This is a genomic window from Rhodoferax ferrireducens T118, from assembly GCF_000013605.1.
Taxonomy (GTDB): Bacteria; Pseudomonadota; Gammaproteobacteria; order Burkholderiales; family Burkholderiaceae_C; genus Rhodoferax; species Rhodoferax ferrireducens.
Genome location: NC_007901.1, coordinates 64,274 through 81,091, shown reverse-complemented (window position 1 = coordinate 81,091; position 16,818 = coordinate 64,274). Strand labels below are relative to the sequence as shown.

Here is a 16,818-nt window from a genome sequence, read left to right as displayed (position 1 = left end):
AGAGCGTTGACGCCTTGAGGCGCCTGGCTCCTTGTGCTTACTGGTCACGCTTGCCTTTTCATTAAATTGCACGTTGTAACCCTACCGTTCTTAAAAACCAATGAAAGTATTCCAGAACTGTGATCGAGTGATTTATGGATCAACTCCCCTCCAGCCGTTCTTGTAAAAGGAGGCCTTTCCATTGGACCAAAGACTTGGTGTTCCAACGTCGCTCGACGCGATCGCACACCGTGCTGCGGGCGCTGTGTCTGAGGCGCTAAGTACGGTTAGCAGGGCGCGAGACTCCTTGGCCTGTCGCGCAATTTCGTCGGAAAGTTCGGAGAACAAATCTTTGTACACGTCTGTCTTGAAGGCGGGGAACTTAGTCAGCCTCTCCTGAAGGTCTGCCAGATTGGCTTCCTGCGCCCGCACGAGATATGCCATCGGCACGCCTGAATAGACGCGCTCCCTGTTCTTTGCCTCGACGGTGAAATCCCGCAGCTTCGTCTCGTAATCCGCCTTCAATGCGCTCTCGCGGCTATGTGCAGCGGTTTGCTGTCGTTCAATCAGGGTGTATCCGGCAATTGCCGACAGACACACGCCAACGAGCATGCCTGCAACAACACCGCCCCAGGCCGTCACGCGCAACCGCGTGCGCCGGTTGGTCACCAGCAACAGCTCTTGCATTGCGAATCTCCGGCTCAGCGCGAGGGCTGGATCTTGCGCGAATTGCCGTTGTGCGTCATGTCCCCGTACGTTGCCATTTTCCCGTACTCGATGTCAGCATTCACGACGGAGCTATTCATCAGAACAATCAGACCTGGCGTTGAAACCTTGACGGCATCTTGCCCGCCCTCCTCGCCAACTTTGCCGTCGAGGAAGATTTTTTCTTGTCCCTTGATAGACCCGGTCACATGACCGGTGCTTTCCAGAACGACCGCTCCAGTCTCGCAGTTGACCGAGCCGCGGACAACACCGCAAATACGGATACCGGTGCGGCACTTGAGTTCGCCAATAAATTCATCGCCTTCCGCGATGTGGCTGTGCACTTTCTCCGCTTCAAGGTCAATCTTGATGGCTGGGGACTCCTCCGCGCCAACCATGGGATAGCGCGGTGTGGCGGCGGTAATGTCACTGATGTTGTGGCTGCTGTTCATCTAAAACTCCATTAAGTGGCGAAAAAAAATGGATAGCGGTTCGCCAAACCGATATCTTCAAAAACCGAAATTCAACTCATGAGGTCCGAAAGCGAAGAACTCATTCGTACCGGCATGCAAATGCCCGAGCCAAGGGCGTCATCGCTTGCAGGCACAGTGTTGGTCACCGTCTGTGTCGTCGCGGGCTGGGTTTTGGCAGCCCTTGACTTGCGCAAGGTGGCCACATCAAAACCGGGCACATAAATACCGTCCGTCGCTGCGCCAGCGACATCGGCCATACGTGCCTCACTGGCGGGGACGCCAAAGGTAATCGTATTCACAACTGAACCGGCCGGATCAGCCTGGGGCGAATCAGTGGGCACATCGACTCTATTTGTCGCACCGGCTGCGGTGGGCTGGCCCGTCAGGGTTGCGGCGGCGGGGCAGGCTTGAGCGGCGTGCAGGGTCGCGGTGAAGCTCGAAGCAGAAATAAACTCGCTTAGATCCACGCCATCGTCTGTCGCATTCGAGAGAAACCCCCCATTGCGGATGCCCTCGTTCATCGCCTCTTGCAAGGCCAGGATATCGAAACCGCATTCAAAATCCGTCTTAGCCTGTTCGCGTGCCTTGACAATGGCTTGGGCGAGCGTTGCCTTGTTGAGTTCCAGATCAACGTAGTAGAACGTGCCCCAATTGCTCAATTCGCTTTGGGCCGCGCGCAGCTTCATGACAAAGGGCACACCGCGCAATTTCTGACCAAGAATCGCCCAGAACTGCCAAAGCTTGGCCTCGAATGTCCGCAGGGTGTTGTAGCTGGAGGTTCGCATCACATAGGTGCCGAGTTCACCTTCCTGCCCCTCGATTTGGACGGCGATGCGGCCAAAGAACTTGCACTCGACGGCGCCGCTATTTGCAAAGGAACAACGGTTGCAGCCAACACACTCGACATCGGTGGTACCTGTGACACCGCTCCAGCGCTTGGCGCTGCCCCCGCCATTGCTGGCGCAGACCGTGCGGCGGGACTGAACGTCAAAGGCTTCCAGGCGTGAGCGCACCACCAGTGAGGGGTCGTTCACATGGATCTTGATCGGGATTTCGCGCAGCTTGCGGTAGGGGGCAGCGTCGCCCTCTGGTGCATCGCCTTGGCGCAGCATCGCGTTCAAGGGATCGGGCAACCAAGCGCCATCGGCTTCGCGCAAGGGCAGCGTAATCTTGAATTCATCATCGCGCACCAGTTCAAGCTGTCCATTGGGAAGTTTGATGGTGTGGCCGATTCGGATCGCACCGAGGGGCATCGGCACGTAAGCCATTCCCTTCATGGAATAGGCAGGCTTGAAGGGAACCGGTGGCGTAACAATGGTGGAAGTTTCTTGCATGTGTATTTCTCCTGAGTTGCATTCAATCTACAGAACAAACTTGTTTTGGCAACTCATTTTTTTAGTGAAACTTCGAGGACTGCTCGAACAAACTGGGGATGCAGGGGCTTTCAGGGACTTGCTGACGCCGCTGGATGGCGAGCGCTTCCTGTTCGACCATCGCACTGATCTCAGTGAGGTGGTTTCCTGGGCGCCAGAGGTTGTTGTAGGACCACTCGATGGACAGGTCATCATCATTGTTGGGGTCAACATACATGGCTTGCACTTGCAAACTGTCTTGTTCAACACGCGTGGTCAAATCGAGTGCTCTGCCCAAAAAGACCGACCGGCGCAACATTGCAGACAACAGCATGCCCTGTGCCTGCGTAACGGCCTCGTGATACACGACAGGCTCCCCCACGTGCACCGACTCGACAGAATCGCGCTGGCTGGTGAACAAGCCCCGCGCGAGCTGTTGCATTTCAAACGTGACATCAGGCGTCAAGCTCAATTCAGGCTCTTGGCCATTGAAGTCCCAACACACATAAGCGCCGAAAAGGAAGGTGGCCGGCAACTCGGGCGAGGCCTGCTCCATCCGAATTCCATCCGCATCGAATGTCCAGGCCCGGGTTTGCGGCTTGCCTTCCAGGATCGAGATGCCGTGACGCACGCAATCGCGAATGGCGATGGGGCCAACAGACAACACCGAGTTGACATGGGTACACGAAGACAGCGGACTGACCAAAACGCCGTTGGCCGCACCGAAAGCGCGGCTCCACAATTCCCTGAGTTTGAGCACGACCTGCGGCTGCTGGGCTATGCCAATACCCATGGTCGATGGCATTTGCACACCGGTTCTATAGGCCACTGTCACAGGCCATGCATACAGGCGAATCCGAACGACGCGCTTCGCCGGCGTGCAAGCGAGATTATTTGCTGCGGCCTGAAGCAATGCTGTTCGCGCACGGTCCTGGCCTTCGTGGTCACCCGACAGCATCAAATAGCGCCGCATGGATGCAAAGTCGCCCTTCGAGACAAGCCCCTCGGGGCTGCTTGCGAAAACTATTTCAGGCAAGTCTGAAATACGAGGCGAGCCGTTAAATGGGGAGGTAAAACGCATATTCTTAGGATACCTAGTTAAGAGTGCCCAACAAGCCATAAAACCCTGCGTTTTCTTCGTCGGAAACGCCACTTGTGGTGAAAAAACTGTAACAAACCGGGTGTTCTAGCGCGGCTCGTTCGGATGCATGGGACTGTTTGAAATTTGACATATGGACAGAATTACATAAAAGCTCTGGCTGTCAAGTTATCGAGGAGGCGGATTCGAGGACCGAAAAATAGCTTGCCGAAACAGGCCGCTCATGTAATCTGAACCTATGACAAACGATCAATTCAGAAACAGGAACACCCCGAGACTTACTCTCGTCAGTGGCGGCGGCATTCCACTAGCGACTCCCCTGCCAGGCCTCCGGCTTCCAGCCTACGCGCTGGACGGTCGGAAATTGACTTGGACTGCGGACCGTACGGCCGTGTGGTTTGATAGCACTGATGAGGAATACCACAGCGACGATTTCGCTGCGAGTTCAAGTGCACTCAAGCTCATGGACCGGTCGGCGGCGCATCTGATGGCCCAGCGCCAGCATCGCGCGCAATTGCGGGCAGCGGGTAAGGACGAACCCAACCGGGCCTTTATGTTCGGAACCGCCGTTCACTGCGCCGTACTGGAGCCCCACATCTTCAAGACCAGGTACGTGGTCTATCCGTGCGTGGAAAGGCAAGGGGTTCGCTTGACCAAAGCCTACAAGACTTTCGAGCAGACCAACCCGAAAAAGCGCATTCTCCTGCCCTCGGAAATGGCGAGTATTCAAGACTGCGCCAGACGGGTGCTGGCGACCTCCGTCATCCGCACTGACAGCGAGTCGTTCACCATGGCCGACCTGGTGGATCTGGGGGCCACTGAACGAAATTATTACTGGGTCGATCTGCTGACTGGGGTAACTTGCAAGGCCAGGATGGACCTGACGGTGGAAAACATCATCCTGGATATCAAAACCGCCATCGATGCGCGCTATGACCGCTTCAAGTACGACGCAGGGAAGTTCGGTTATCACATTCAAGCTGCCTTTTACATGGAAGGCTATTCCCGCTTCGTGCCAGAAGGGCGCAATATCATCATGACTTTTCTGGTCGCCGAAAAAGAGAGTCCTCACGCCACCATCGTTTACGAGGCTGACAAAGACACGTTTTGGGGCTTTGGCAGCAAGCGGGTGCGCGAGTTGCTGGCACAGTACAAACAATGCCTGCAAACGCAGCATTGGCCCGCGTACGCCGAAGGGGCTCAATTGCTCAAGCTGCCCATGAATAAGCTTTACCAAGAGCCAAAATACAATTTCAGCTACTGACCGTGCTTAAATATTCAGCACATCAGAAGTATCAAGCTTCGGTGCGGGTTTCGGGTCAAAGACAGGTCAGGTTATCCAGTCAAATTGTGGATAACCTCGGGAAATAAAGGCCGGTGAAAACGCGAGGGAAAGAGGGAAAAGGACAGGAGTGGCGCGAAGCCGTGGACGGGGCGGGATGCAGACAGCATCTCGAAAAAACAGAACAAAACTTTGGTAAAAAGATTCGAGACCCCAGGTTTAGCCGGGGCCTCGATCCATCAATGCTTTTGAGCACAGGTCTTTAGCAGGATTTTGGATGCACGGTCGGCAAAACCTGGGCCTTTAAAGCCGTTGGGGCGACCAACCGTGAAATACCAGCGTGCGTCCTCAAGAGGCACACCTGCCGCAGCCATGCGTCGTGCAGTGATCGTTTGGGTTCTCATAATCAGTTCCTTTCTTTCGATACTTTCGTGTCGGGTCGATGACCCTCACAGTCCCAATCCATGAGACTCTGAGGGGCACCGACCAAAAGAAACCAGTGAGTGTGGTCACCTAAAAAAGGTGATTTCACTGCGCTGATCGAAATCAGCGATTTTGTTGACATGCCGCTAAAAAAGCGACGTACAGAAGCAAGCTTCTGAAAAAATCAAAATTGGACTGACCTTTCTGGGAAAGGCCAGTCCAATGCAGACGCGTGGGCCAAGTATATCCAAACCTTTGTGGTCTGAACATACTTGAACTTCTTAACTTAAATTCTCATTGGCATGAGGATGTACTTGAAATGATCGTCCGATGGCAGCGTCATAAGCGCTGCGCCCGGTACGAGCGTATGGCTGAATGCCAGGACCAGATCGTCACCCTCCATGGTGGGCAACGCATCCAGAAGGTATTTGACGTTGAAGCCAATATCGACCATGGGGCCGCTGTACTCCACCGGCATGCTCAGATCAACGGTCTCGTTCTTCTCGTTTGACGATTCAACCTTGAGATGGCCACTAATGAGGTCATGGTCCAAGATGAAGCGAACACCGTTGACCTTTTGACTCATGATGACAGCCGCGCGCTGTATGGCCAGCAACAAAGCAGATCGACTGAGAGTGACCACGTTGTCGTTATGCTGTGGCACAACGGCTCTGATGTCGGGGAACTTGCCCTCGACCAGCTTGGTAACGAACTCAAGAGCGCCGAAGCGAATGCGTGCTTGATTGGCACTGAGCTGCACTTCGACTTGATCATCGGTGTCGCGCGTGAGCCGCTTGAGTTCGAGCACACTCTTGCGCGGCAAGATGACCTCCCGGCGCGTCGGAATGGACGATTCAACGGCCACTTCATCGGTGGCGACTCGAAATCCATCAGATGTACACACCGTGAGCCTGCCACCTTCGACCACAAACTGCATCCCGATCAAATAGTAGCGAATGTCATGCAGGGCCATCGCAAAGCCAGTCTTCTCAATCAGCCCCTTGAGAACCCCCTGCTTGATCCTGAACGTCTCCTGGTAGTTTGGCGCTATCTCCATGCGGGGAAAGTCGTCTGCCGGTAGACAACTCAGTTTGAACGTGCCATTGGCGCCAGTCAGAACGAGATGGTCCGGATTCTCCGATGCCAGCGTGACCGGCTCATCGTTGGCCATCGTCTGAAGGATGTCCATCAGCTTCCGGCTTTCGACCGTGGTGGACAAAGCGCCGGTGAAACTTCCGACATGTTGCGTAGCGTTGACCTCAACTTCGAGGTCAGTTCCGACTGCCGTGATACGGCCATCAGAGCATGTATTGAGCAGCACATTGCCCAAAATGACAAGTGAACTGCTACGGGGAACGATCCCATTTACCGCTTGCAGCAGACCATAAAGCTGGGCCTGTGTGCTGGTGAGTTTGAATTGCATTGCAATCTCCTTTTTGTATTCGTTTGGGTAGTCGTAGGAACCCGGATTGAGCCATCCCGCGCATCGCGGCTGGTGTGGTCACGACCTCTCCCAATAGGAAGGAAGGTGTCATATTTTTAGCTCCTGTCGATGGTCTGCCGATGCTTCTTGCGGCTATGTCGGCGAATGGCGCTCCACACCGGGTTGACCCAGGGCTTGCAGGGGTCCGAGACCCCTGCGCGGCGATTGATCTTTTCGTTGAGCGTTCCGTGAGCGATGTCGCACAACCACTTGAAGCGACTATGCGTGTTGTTGACGAATCCTTGCCCGTTGGGCGAGCGCCGTTTGGGGGCTCGGGCCAAGAAGTCACGGATCTCGTTGGGGTGCAAGTCCATGACTGTCAGGGCCTCGCGACTCGGTCGTCCTTGGTACGGCCTTGAAGGGGGCTTTCTTGCCCCTCGGATGGGGCTACGGTGGCCACTGCCTGGTTGCCCGAGCCTTCCCGGTGGACTGTACGCTCGGCCCTGGAAGCGAATGCTGACAGCAGTCCGAGTGCTGCAATCAGCGCAGCTGCAATCATCAAGGGAGCATTTTTAAAATAAGCCATTTAATTTCTCAGTGAAATGAGAGAGTTCATGGCCCTTTGGGTCATGAAACCCTCTGGGTGGTTGAAAGGACGCAGCATGGTGACCATGAGCGACGTGAAAGGCTTGCGCCTGATTCCCCAATAACCCCGCAGGCGAGATGATTGGGGAATCACACGCCCCCACCCCCAAGGGGTGAAGGCATGGATTCTGTTGAGGGCTTGGCTCGCCTCAGGAAGGGGCGGCCGGGTCCTGTTGTTTTCTCAAATCATGGAAACCATCGTCAGCATGAAACTCGGCAAAAACCGAAAGACTGACGATGTCCCAATAGATAGACTGGTCAATTCGCCGCTCATTGAGCAACGTCGCCTTGGCGGTCTCGAGTAAACGTATCTCGCGCAGGAAGGGCGTGCAAACCTCGCCAGTGGCTCCAAAAGCCTCCAGCGAGGGGTAACCCTTCACCAGTTTCGTCACATGCATACACAGGGCCCGGGCTTGCCGGGCATTGATGGGCTTCATCGCACAATTAGGCGGTTGCGCCAGGGGTGAAAACCGCTTCAAACGCCAGCTTGATCTGGGTGGCAGTGACACCAACACCAATAGCGTGCGCCAAGGCCTCGAAAGTGCCATCGTCAACCGCACGCACATTCAGTTTCGGATAGGCAATCGGGCGACCCTCAACTGGACCTAAGGTACAAAGGGCCATCTGCGACATGTGGCTATCAGCAAACTGAACGTCACACTGAGAAAAAGCGCTCTTCAAGGTGGCAGCAAGGTGTGCGCCATTGAGGTTGTTCAACAGCTGGTTCCAGTGAGCCTTATCTTCGTCAGCCCAATCTTCGCGATAGTGATCATGCTCGTCCAGGAAGGACGACAAAACCTCGGTCGGCTCATCAGATGCGTTATTAGCGCGGCAGACAAAGGCTTGAAAGCTGTCATCGAAGTCCCCGTGTTCCTCGGGATTGACGGGAACCAGAATCCAGTCGTTGTTCACCGGATAATTCCGAGCAAATGCAGGGTCAGTTGCCGAGGTAACCTGAACCGAGATGGAGTCGCACAAGCGAATCTCAGCCGATTTGCCGTCGTTGCCTGAGTAGAAGGTTGCAGCTTTTTCCGAAGCACCGGTCGCAGTCACGGTAAAGTCCAGATCGGACGCCGAAGGCAACAAATCATGAAGCCAATGTGCTTCATCAATAGTGCCCCTCAAAGACTTGATGCCATTGGCCTGCATCACCTTGAGACAAACCGATGCCCAGGCACCATCGTCCGCGGAATCGGGCGCGTTCATCCAGGGCACAATCTCACCGTCAATCACGTCTTGCCGGCTGACCAGCTCGACATTCCCTGAGTGCGGGGTGCCTTCATAAACACCGTAACTATCGGACGAAATCCTCACGGCGCAAACCGTTTCAAACAGGCTCTTGGGTACGAGTGAAATGTCGTTGAACAAATACAGCAGTCCCAGCAGAGCGCAATCTTCCCAATGAAGACGCACCATTTGCTCGGGCGACAAACTGGCTTTTTGCGCGATCAAAAACTGCTTGGCTGTCGATCGCAAGCTTTTTCGTATGACCTCGTTCTGCTCATGCGCGTCAAAGAGTTGGTTGCGATCGGGCATCTTGGCGACAAATTGCACCGAATCGAGATGCACAATGGGATTGGAATCAGGCGTTGTGCTCCATAGCAAGCCAAGCGGAAGCCCCTGCAAATATTGGACGGGCTGATATCTGACACTGGCCGGCGTGCCGCTGTCGCGGTGAATGCCCCCAATGGAGACTCGACCAATATCCGTCAGCGTAAACGCCATCTGGTTTTCAGCATGGGGTCGTTCCAACTCGATGCCGTTGACGAACACAGGTACAGGAAATCCCTTGCTCAATTGCTCGATGTGTTGAACCGCCGCTAATTTGACGATCCTCTCGCCTGTTTTGTAAGAGTCGACGGGCCTGAGGAACTTTTCGTTCAGTTCATTGATTCTGACCATTGCTCCCATGGCTGGAGCTGCGTTGTCCTCCACGACCGCCACAAGGCGCTTGCTGATGACGTCATCAATGGACAAGCTCAAATTTTTGCCCTTCGACAGGAAGTTGACCGACGCCCCGGCATAAAACACCGAGAACAGGCCCATGCCAAACGGCTTGTCTTCGAGCACCACATTCTCGGCCCAGGCCGAATCACACAAATTAATCAGGGCAGCGAAATCGGTGATGCCGTGGCCGTCGTCCTGAATCGACAGACTTTTCATCTCAGCATCAATGTTGAAGTCGATGCGCGTCGCGCCGGCGCGGCGAGCATTTTGCATGAGCTCACCCAGGACGCTGAAGCTGGACTCGAACAGATGGCCCATGCGCTCGAAGAATTTTTTTTCGTTGATACCGGCACGAACGAGGGTCGAGTCAGTCACTTTTTCAGTAATTTCCATAATGGTTCCTTTTGGAAAACCGGAAAATCACTGACCCGTCTGGGAGAGTGATTCCCGGTCGGGTTCCTTCTGCGAGAGAAGGGATGTTTGATATGCCGCCCCAGTGCGTTGCACGGACGACGTTACGGTGGACTAAGCCACAAGTTCGATCAGCTTAACACAAAAGTGCAACAAAAAAGCCCCGTCCAAATGAATTGGACGGGGCTTTCTGTTTTTTGAAACTGAGTCTTATCAGTGGGCGATGGCGGTGCGATCGTCCGGGATATTCTGCCGTTTGCTTTCGTTCTGACGTTCCCGGCGATTTTTCTCCCGAAACACCTTGGTGTCTTTTTCAATGCGGTAGATGGCAAAGCACAACCCAATCAGACCTAAGGTCATCACGAGGTTGAAAACGTCAATGGACGGTAGCATGGCAATTAGTCTTTGCATGATGTATGGCCTTTAAGTATATATGCCTGTGAAAAAGAATCAAGACTGGTTGCGCTCTAGTTCGCTACGCACAATGCTGCGAACCAGGCCCGCCATTTTTCTATGGCGAACACGGCTCTCAATCTCTTCTTTCTCGTTCACCAAGGCGGCTATCTTGAACGAATACCAAAGGCATAGAACTGCCCAAGCAGCCGCGATGATGTACGACCAAACTGAGTTGTGCGTTGCACCAAGGAAGGTTGCCAGGACTGAGCCATAGAACGAAGCGTGAAGCACAAGCTCCTTGCGCCATTCCAGTGCAGCAACGGATTTCGAGGAAACGCCGAAGATTGCATTGGTTGAGCGAGTAACCGCGTCCGACATCACGAGGCCGGCCCAGAGCAGGCAGGCGATAAGACCCAACAGAGACTGCATTTTCATAGTTGTTGCTGCTTGTTGGTTGAAAAAAAGACCCCCGGTTGGGGTGGTCCATGTGGTTGTCGCTACGGCGGGTTGCCGCAACGAGTTTGAGCCCGACGATGCGCCTTGCGGTCGCGTATCAGGGTGTGGGTGCTCGTGCCCCTTTGCGCGCTGTGCGGTCAAGAGATTGGCTGTATTTCAGGCACTTGTATGATGCTCAACAAGGCATCGAGAACCACCCCGTAAGTGCTACAGAAAAGCTGTGTTTTCTCTGCCTTGGCGGGAGACAAGCCGCCTTGGCGAGCCAGTTCCAGCAACCGGGTCAATGCAGTCGATGGCAAAAACTCGTGAAGCTCGCCGTCTGGGTCTTGCCACACAACAGGGCCTGGGCTGCCAGACGGCGCCTCGTCCTTGATCTCGTCGAGCTCATCGGCATAGTTTGTGACCAGGTCCTCAAGCCAGTCGGCATACACCTGGTCAATTTCCGAAGATCCTGGCAGCGAAAGCACCGGTTCGGCGCAGTTAAACACCGATTCCAACAGTGCTGAATGACGAAACAGATCTGCACCGTCGTTACCGACCCACAGCCAGCCCAGCACAAAGCCGCCATCGTCACCGCGTGAGGTTATGGTCACGTCGTCGAACGCAACATCATCGCTTGCCAGGTGTTCACGGGCATAGGCGACAAAGGGGGCATCCCCATCGTCAGCAAAGACATTGAGACAATCCTTGAGATTCAAATCCATGTGGACCTTCAAAGACTGCAGAACCGATTCTTTATCGGCGGGGCAGGCAAGCTGCTCGCACAGTTCGTTGATACCGGCGTCATCGAGCGCAGCAAAGGCGCCATCACCTGTCGTCATACCGACATTGGTTTCGTCCCGGTTGACCGGATCGGCCCTGCCCACTTCCTTGTAAAAGCAAAGCGCTGCAAGGATGGTGGCAAGTTGACGATTCTGCAAGCGACAAACGACCGGCCCGGCCGAACTTGCGCTCGGTTGTTTCAAGGCGCTTGGATGCTGGCCAGCCGCTAGGGTCACGCCAGCCTGTTTCAAAGCAGATTGCAGTTCGTCAATCAAATCCACTGCGGCCAGTTTGGCGGGCAGTGTCTTATCGTTGTCGGCTTTGTCGTACAGCCCATCCTGAACACCTGTCTCGATATCCGTGATGTGTGATCTTGCGATATCCAGAATCTCTGCCAATGCATCGACCCATTCAGCGATTTTCGCTGCATTGGCGATCGGGATTGACAACAGTTCTTTTTTTGCCATGTTGGCTCCTTCGAATTTGAGCCGGGAACAAGTCTCTGCAGGGAGACTGTTCCCAGCGGGACAAAAGCGCAAACGCCTTTGTTGACATGCCGCCATAACCTTCAAAGAGGGTTAGGCGACGGACACGGTAAACCGTGAGAAATCGGTAAGGGTCTGGCGACTCAATATCAAAAGATTCAGAATCGACAGGCCCTTGCAGACACAAGGGAATGCCCCAGATCGAGATGATCTGGGGCTTCTGGTTAGTAATGAGGAGTGATCCCCATTCATCTGACTTCACGGGCTCAAAGCCGAAAGATGTTCGGCGACCCTGGCGGCGCATTGAGACATGCTGCTGCCATGGCGTTGACCTGGACGCCAATTTTGTCCATCACGTATTCGATCCAGCTCGTCGAAATGCATCAGCGGCATTTCGTTCACCGTTAAATATTGAAATGTTGGCGCACCAGGCGCCTTCTGTGGCCCCAGGTCCGACCCTTCGTTATTGTGATGTCTGCATTGCAGACCACATTGCGCAAAGCGGCCGCGCGAAACATCGGCGACAACTGCTTGTTGCGAACAATGTCAACCAGGCGTTCTTGCGTCATCGTGTAGCAATACCGGATGTCCCGGTAAAAGCGAAAGTGCTTGTCAAGCGCAGCGGGTGGCAGCATCAGTCGTCTCCATTGGCAGGGCTGTCGTTTTCTCCGGCGGGGCGATCATTTCTGTGATGCACCGGCCATTGATTGTTAGCGTCTCGATCTTGACGAAGAAGCTTTGGGCCGCCAGGACGGCTTCACTGGTGGCGATGCTGCGCAAGGCCAGCAGGTCGGACTTGGTCAGACGTTCCGGATCTTTGGTTTCAAACGTCACATGCGCGTAATTGTTGCCGTCGCCTGCTTTGAAGTGCCTGCGCACCTCAAAAACAGCCAGCAAACGCCCGTTGGTGTCATGCACCGATCTGCCATCGACCACATAATCCATGTGAGCAAGTTCAGTTTTCGCTTGACTCTCGGAAATCTTGCGGACACCGAAATCGCTAACCAGATAGATCTCAGCGCCCAGACTGGATGAAGTCAGCGCACAGATTATGGTTGCATTTGCCCACTCGTTGGTCTTGCTGTGAACGCCAATTCGAGTAAGTTCCGTGCCCTTGGCAGACACCACCCACAAATACCGCGCACCAGGAACAAACTCGTTCAGGATGCGCTCTTTGTCATACTTGTAGAGGTCTTTGACACCTCCTGCGTAGGGATACCCGGGCTGCGCCATGATGGCTGCCATGGCCAAAAAGATGGCTTGGGGAGAGAAGGATAGTTTCATTGGATTCTCCAAAAATGACAGGGACCGCATGGGTCCCTGTCATTGGTTAATATGCCGGCGCAACCGAGGCAATGCCCCGCTTCGTCAGCACAATTTCAAAGTCTGCTTGCTACGCCTTTGCCGATACCGGGTCCTCCGTGTAATGGAGAACGTCGGTGGTGCATGCGCTGCAAGCCTGCATCAATCGATCGATGTGGACACGCTCTGTGTAGAAAGAGGCGGTTCCCTGTGCGGTGATAACTTCAGCAGTCCACCAACAATGAGTAGCCGTCGCGATTAACTGTGGCGCGACCAAGGTGAATTGAGCCTCCCAAGCCGGCTCTCGCCAGGTGGCCTGAAAGTGGTCCCCAATACTTTCCATGGCAAACGACCGGACCATGTTTGACAAGGTCTGCAGGCGTTGCATCACATCGTCATCAAACAGCACCAGACAAACACCCGGGCTCGGGTGGCTGCCGGTGGCATACGCCTTAAGGTAGAGCTGCAGGGTCATGAGGGCACCGCCTCGCAAGGTTCGCGTGCAGAGTTGTAGAAAGCCTCGCACTGAGCGATGACAGTGTCATCCTCATGCCCCAAGGGCAACATTTTGCAGATGACGCTTTTGCCATCATTGGCTTCACTCAAGCGAATCGACACTGTTCCGCATGTAAACCGTGCGGCTTTCTCACTCAGGATGTAGTCTGCATCGGGAAGGAGGCTGTTCACTCCCGCGATAGTCAATTCACGCATGACGAACAGACGTGAATGTTGAGTGGTTGCAAGGTTTTCACCATTACAAATCTGGGCTCTCATTCTCACAAGCTCCTGATAGTCAGCAGTCATAGCCTCGATCGAGGGATGGTCCGCTTGGGGCTCGCCGCTGAGACGACATGCTTCGATGCTCGCCATGGCACCGTGAATTCGCCGCAAGACGCCCAAGGTAACGCGCTTCGTCTGCTCATCCGACATGGGGGAGGCTCTCATACCTGCTCCGTGTCGAAATAGCTGACCAAGTTATTCATGTGCTCGTCGCTCATGAAGCCACATTCAGGCATTGGCGCGGTGTCTGGGAGGCTGGCCGCAGCCGGTGGTCGGGCCGGTTGGTTCTCTGGTATTGCAACCGTGGCCTCGACAGGTGCAGAGACATTGGTTTTCTGGGGTTTAGGGGTCTTGGTGGTGTTGGACGCCTTGCGGCGCTTCACCGTTTTGGGTGCAGCGGGGGGTACAACTGGCTTTGGTGGTTCGGGAACCACCAAATGAGAAGCGCCACGAGCCGTTCGCACCCCAAAGAAGTTGGAGACGATCATGTTTTTTTCTGGACAACAAAGTCCATCCGTAAAGCGGCATAAGACCGCAGATTTTGGAATTTCAAGCTCACAAAAGCGCCGATGGCACAGAGCTAGTGCTGAAGGGTTCAGCAGGGAGAGGAACTCTCCCTCGGGGGATTGACATGCCGCCAAAACAAAAATGTTGACGACGAACTCTGTCAAAAACAGAGAATTCAGTACAAAATATAACACATGAGTGAACTAAATACCATTCCGTTCGACCCGGCGGCGCAAATTCCGTTCTATGGTTATCGGCGTTTTTTCCTTGACTCTGCCCCCATGTTCGACCTGTCTCCGAGCTTGATTCACTTTTACGAATCTGAGAAGTTTCGGGGCACCGATGAAGAGCTGCGTTTGACCGTGCTGGGAAGTGGCACTGCGCGGGAGATCCGAAAAATCACCAAGCGCCATAACAGTTCGGTGCGCAAGGACTGGCGCGCGGTACGGGGGCGCGTGTTTCGTGCCGGATTGGCCATGCAGGTGCTGCAGTCCAGAAAGGCCATGGCCCTAGCACGAGTGGGGTTCGCCAACTCGATGGAGTTGGCCAGTTGCAAGCGAGTGGGTGGACTGCCCGGCGCATTCATCGCTGAGGAACTACAGAACTTCTTTCAAAGTGCCACCGGGCATGGGTCCACCCGCTTGGGCGTCATTGCCCTCAACGGATGCGTGCCTGACGACATAGAACGCCGCCTTGACGCCCTTTTCGCCCAGGGAAAGCCGATGTCTGCGGCTATTTATTCTGGCGGCGACGCCGATCCCCGTATTGAAATATGGTGCGCTCACGCTGCAATCCCCATACGGCTGACCGGTAAGGACAGCCGGCGATTGCGCGAAGAAGATGCTGCAGTTGTGACAGCGCGCATTAATGCGTTGCTGACGTGCATGCCCGCAAGCCGAAGGGAGCCAAAAACCATTTTGGCTGCTGCAGCTGCGAAGAGACCCAAAATTCGTGTGCTGGACTTGGGCTTGAAAGTCTAGGCTGCCGGTCGGCCATCAAGGCAAATTGCGCACCACTTGCAGCGCCTGATCGACACGTTCCACGGGGTATACCGTCAAGCCAGGAATTGGTCTTTTCGGCGCATTTGCTTTGGGTAGAACTACGTGGCTAAATCCGAGCTTGGCCGCCTCATTGAGCCGGTCCATTCCCTTGGGAGCTGGACGTACTTCCCCGGCCAATCCTACTTCACCGAATGACAAAAACCCCTGCGGCAGCGCCGTTGAGCGTAGCGAGCTTTGGATGGAAAGAATCACCGCCAAGTCTGCTGCAGGCTCGCTTATGCGAAGTCCCCCGACGGCGTTGACAAAGACATCCTGGTCGGCCGTTTGTATGCCTCCGTGCCGATTCAAGACGGCCAACAACATAGCAAGACGGTCACGTTCAAGCCCCAGCGACAGGCGCCTTGGACTTGGACCACCGCTGTCGACCAGGGCCTGAATTTCGACCAGCATCGGTCGAGTCCCATCGATTGTGGCCATCACACACGAGCCTGGCACGGGCACAGAGTGATTGGACAGAAATATGGCACTCGGATTGGGAACGCATTTGAGACCGGTCTCAGACATCGCGAAGACGCCAACCTCGTTGACCGCACCGAACCTGTTCTTTATCGCACGAGCGATCCGGAAAGTCGAGTGGGCTTCGCCCTCAATGAAGACAACCGTGTCCACGACATGTTCAAGCACGCGCGGGCCTGCAATCCCGCCTTCCTTTGTGACGTGACCCACCAGAAATACAGTAACTCCACTGGCTTTGGCGACTCGCGTAATTTGCGAAGCGCATTCTTTCACCTGTGACACAGACCCGGGCGCTGCCGTCAACTCATCAGACCACATAGTCTGAATCGAGTCGATCACGACGACCTGGGGGGAATGGGTCACGATGCTCTCCAGAATCCTCTCCAACTGAATCTCGGCTTGCAACAACACCTTGGCGTTGCCCATGCCAAGGCGCTTTGCCCGCATGGAAATCTGCGAACCTGATTCTTCGCCAGAAACATAAAGCACTTTGAGACCCTGGCGTTCAAGTGCATGCATGGCTTGCAGCAGTAACGTTGACTTGCCAATCCCCGGCTCGCCAGCAAGCAAGACGACGCCGCCCTGTACGATGCCGCCACCGAGAACCCGGTCGAACTCACTGATTCCGGTAGGCGTCCGATCAATATCGGCCGCTTGAATTTCATTTAGTGGAACAACTGGGGAAGACGCCGCCAGAGGCGCGAATCGGTGCTTGCTTGCTGCCGTAGAGGACTGGCGCTGTTCGCTCAATGTGTTCCACGCTGCGCATTCTGGACATTTGCCAAGCCATTTTGCGGACAGGTTTCCGCATTCGCTACAGACGTAGGTGGTTTTTTCTTTGCTCATTAAGTCAAGTTACCAGACAGTCTTGATT

19 protein-coding genes are annotated in these 16,818 nt (G+C 54.8%); 2 read left to right on the top strand and 17 right to left on the bottom strand.

The features are described from left to right. Window positions 1–132 precede the first annotated feature (132 nt). From RFER_RS21870 to RFER_RS21855, 4 genes are all read right to left on the bottom strand, one after another. Entirely contained in the window at window positions 133–666 is a 534-nt protein-coding gene (locus RFER_RS21870; protein ID WP_011458737.1) for a hypothetical protein, read from the bottom strand. A 14-nt stretch (window positions 667–680) separates the two neighbouring features. Further along, window positions 681–1,136, bottom strand: a complete 456-nt coding sequence (locus tag RFER_RS23180) for a polymer-forming cytoskeletal protein (protein ID WP_011458738.1) — start codon at window positions 1,134–1,136, stop codon at window positions 681–683. Between the two features lie 71 nt (window positions 1,137–1,207). Further along, the gene (locus RFER_RS21860) at window positions 1,208–2,491 is read right to left on the bottom strand and encodes a hypothetical protein (RefSeq protein ID WP_011458739.1); all 1,284 of its coding nucleotides are present in this window, start codon (window positions 2,489–2,491) and stop codon (window positions 1,208–1,210) included. Window positions 2,492–2,552: 61 nt separating this feature from the next. Next, window positions 2,553–3,482, bottom strand: a complete 930-nt coding sequence (locus RFER_RS21855; RefSeq protein ID WP_041793314.1) for a hypothetical protein — start codon at window positions 3,480–3,482, stop codon at window positions 2,553–2,555. A gap of 490 nt (window positions 3,483–3,972) precedes the next feature. Here RFER_RS21855 and RFER_RS21850 point away from each other — a divergent pair, with 490 nt between their 5' ends. Next, a complete protein-coding gene (locus RFER_RS21850) occupies window positions 3,973–4,872 on the top strand; it encodes a PD-(D/E)XK nuclease-like domain-containing protein (protein ID WP_244095920.1) in 900 nt (299 codons plus the stop codon). A 727-nt stretch (window positions 4,873–5,599) separates the two neighbouring features. Here the strand turns inward: RFER_RS21850 and dnaN are convergent. The 12 genes from dnaN to RFER_RS24325 form a co-directional block, all read right to left on the bottom strand. Then, on the bottom strand, window positions 5,600–6,736 hold the full coding sequence (gene dnaN, locus RFER_RS21845; RefSeq protein WP_011458742.1) for a DNA polymerase III subunit beta: 1,137 nt from the start codon (window positions 6,734–6,736) through the stop codon (window positions 5,600–5,602). Between the two features lie 116 nt (window positions 6,737–6,852). After that, entirely contained in the window at window positions 6,853–7,110 is a 258-nt protein-coding gene (locus tag RFER_RS23675; RefSeq protein WP_011458743.1) for a hypothetical protein, read from the bottom strand. Window positions 7,111–7,530: 420 nt separating this feature from the next. Beyond that, entirely contained in the window at window positions 7,531–7,818 is a 288-nt protein-coding gene (locus RFER_RS21835) for a hypothetical protein (protein WP_011458745.1), read from the bottom strand. A 7-nt stretch (window positions 7,819–7,825) separates the two neighbouring features. Next, window positions 7,826–9,721 (bottom strand): ATP-binding protein, encoded by a 1,896-nt coding sequence (locus RFER_RS21830; protein ID WP_011458746.1) that lies wholly within the window; start codon window positions 9,719–9,721, stop codon window positions 7,826–7,828. 231 nt (window positions 9,722–9,952) lie between these two features. Continuing rightward, window positions 9,953–10,150, bottom strand: a complete 198-nt coding sequence (locus RFER_RS21825) for a hypothetical protein (protein ID WP_166485901.1) — start codon at window positions 10,148–10,150, stop codon at window positions 9,953–9,955. Between the two features lie 39 nt (window positions 10,151–10,189). Next, entirely contained in the window at window positions 10,190–10,570 is a 381-nt protein-coding gene (locus RFER_RS21820; RefSeq protein ID WP_011458747.1) for a hypothetical protein, read from the bottom strand. Window positions 10,571–10,728: 158 nt separating this feature from the next. Beyond that, a complete protein-coding gene (locus RFER_RS21815; protein ID WP_011458748.1) occupies window positions 10,729–11,820 on the bottom strand; it encodes a hypothetical protein in 1,092 nt (363 codons plus the stop codon). A 422-nt stretch (window positions 11,821–12,242) separates the two neighbouring features. Next, on the bottom strand, window positions 12,243–12,473 hold the full coding sequence (locus RFER_RS21810) for a hypothetical protein (RefSeq protein ID WP_011458749.1): 231 nt from the start codon (window positions 12,471–12,473) through the stop codon (window positions 12,243–12,245). Beyond that, window positions 12,451–13,152, bottom strand: a complete 702-nt coding sequence (locus RFER_RS21805) for a hypothetical protein (RefSeq protein WP_166485900.1) — start codon at window positions 13,150–13,152, stop codon at window positions 12,451–12,453. Before RFER_RS21805 ends, RFER_RS21810 begins: the two co-directional genes overlap by 23 nt. Before the next feature lie 79 nt (window positions 13,153–13,231). After that, on the bottom strand, window positions 13,232–13,615 hold the full coding sequence (locus tag RFER_RS21800; protein WP_011458751.1) for a hypothetical protein: 384 nt from the start codon (window positions 13,613–13,615) through the stop codon (window positions 13,232–13,234). Beyond that, window positions 13,612–14,085, bottom strand: a complete 474-nt coding sequence (locus RFER_RS21795) for a hypothetical protein (protein WP_011458752.1) — start codon at window positions 14,083–14,085, stop codon at window positions 13,612–13,614. Before RFER_RS21795 ends, RFER_RS21800 begins: the two co-directional genes overlap by 4 nt. Continuing rightward, window positions 14,082–14,591 carry a hypothetical protein gene (locus RFER_RS24325; RefSeq protein ID WP_166485899.1) on the bottom strand — a complete coding sequence of 170 codons (510 nt, stop codon included), beginning with the start codon at window positions 14,589–14,591 and terminating at the stop codon, window positions 14,082–14,084. The genes RFER_RS21795 and RFER_RS24325 overlap by 4 nt, the downstream gene beginning before the upstream one ends. Window positions 14,592–14,708: 117 nt before the next feature. Between RFER_RS24325 and RFER_RS21785 the strand changes: the two genes are divergently transcribed. Continuing rightward, window positions 14,709–15,407, top strand: coding sequence for a hypothetical protein (locus RFER_RS21785; RefSeq protein WP_166485898.1), 699 nt, complete (start codon window positions 14,709–14,711; stop codon window positions 15,405–15,407). Between the two features lie 15 nt (window positions 15,408–15,422). On the opposite strand, the gene radA is transcribed toward RFER_RS21785, so the two are convergent. Beyond that, the gene (radA, locus tag RFER_RS21780; RefSeq protein ID WP_011458755.1) at window positions 15,423–16,790 is read right to left on the bottom strand and encodes a DNA repair protein RadA; all 1,368 of its coding nucleotides are present in this window, start codon (window positions 16,788–16,790) and stop codon (window positions 15,423–15,425) included. Window positions 16,791–16,818 lie beyond the last annotated feature (28 nt).

Excerpts from the sequence above, each read along its gene's own strand:
- RFER_RS21870 (WP_011458737.1), bottom strand. The coding sequence starts at position 666 with ATGCAAGAGCTGTTGCTGGTGACCAACCGGCGCACGCGGTTGCGCGTG.
- RFER_RS23180 (WP_011458738.1), bottom strand. The coding sequence starts at position 1,136 with ATGAACAGCAGCCACAACATCAGTGACATTACCGCCGCCACACCGCGC.
- RFER_RS21860 (WP_011458739.1), bottom strand. The coding sequence starts at position 2,491 with ATGCAAGAAACTTCCACCATTGTTACGCCACCGGTTCCCTTCAAGCCT.
- RFER_RS21855 (WP_041793314.1), bottom strand. The coding sequence starts at position 3,482 with ATGCGGCGCTATTTGATGCTGTCGGGTGACCACGAAGGCCAGGACCGT.
- dnaN (WP_011458742.1), bottom strand. The coding sequence starts at position 6,736 with ATGCAATTCAAACTCACCAGCACACAGGCCCAGCTTTATGGTCTGCTG.
- RFER_RS23675 (WP_011458743.1), bottom strand. The coding sequence starts at position 7,110 with ATGGACTTGCACCCCAACGAGATCCGTGACTTCTTGGCCCGAGCCCCC.
- RFER_RS21835 (WP_011458745.1), bottom strand. The coding sequence starts at position 7,818 with ATGAAGCCCATCAATGCCCGGCAAGCCCGGGCCCTGTGTATGCATGTG.
- RFER_RS21830 (WP_011458746.1), bottom strand. The coding sequence starts at position 9,721 with ATGGAAATTACTGAAAAAGTGACTGACTCGACCCTCGTTCGTGCCGGT.
- RFER_RS21825 (WP_166485901.1), bottom strand. The coding sequence starts at position 10,150 with ATGCAAAGACTAATTGCCATGCTACCGTCCATTGACGTTTTCAACCTC.
- RFER_RS21820 (WP_011458747.1), bottom strand. The coding sequence starts at position 10,570 with ATGAAAATGCAGTCTCTGTTGGGTCTTATCGCCTGCCTGCTCTGGGCC.
- RFER_RS21815 (WP_011458748.1), bottom strand. The coding sequence starts at position 11,820 with ATGGCAAAAAAAGAACTGTTGTCAATCCCGATCGCCAATGCAGCGAAA.
- RFER_RS21810 (WP_011458749.1), bottom strand. The coding sequence starts at position 12,473 with ATGCTGCCACCCGCTGCGCTTGACAAGCACTTTCGCTTTTACCGGGAC.
- RFER_RS21805 (WP_166485900.1), bottom strand. The coding sequence starts at position 13,152 with ATGCGGTCCCTGTCATTTTTGGAGAATCCAATGAAACTATCCTTCTCT.
- RFER_RS21800 (WP_011458751.1), bottom strand. The coding sequence starts at position 13,615 with ATGACCCTGCAGCTCTACCTTAAGGCGTATGCCACCGGCAGCCACCCG.
- RFER_RS21795 (WP_011458752.1), bottom strand. The coding sequence starts at position 14,085 with ATGAGAGCCTCCCCCATGTCGGATGAGCAGACGAAGCGCGTTACCTTG.
- RFER_RS21785 (WP_166485898.1), top strand. The coding sequence starts at position 14,709 with ATGTTCGACCTGTCTCCGAGCTTGATTCACTTTTACGAATCTGAGAAG.
- radA (WP_011458755.1), bottom strand. The coding sequence starts at position 16,790 with ATGAGCAAAGAAAAAACCACCTACGTCTGTAGCGAATGCGGAAACCTG.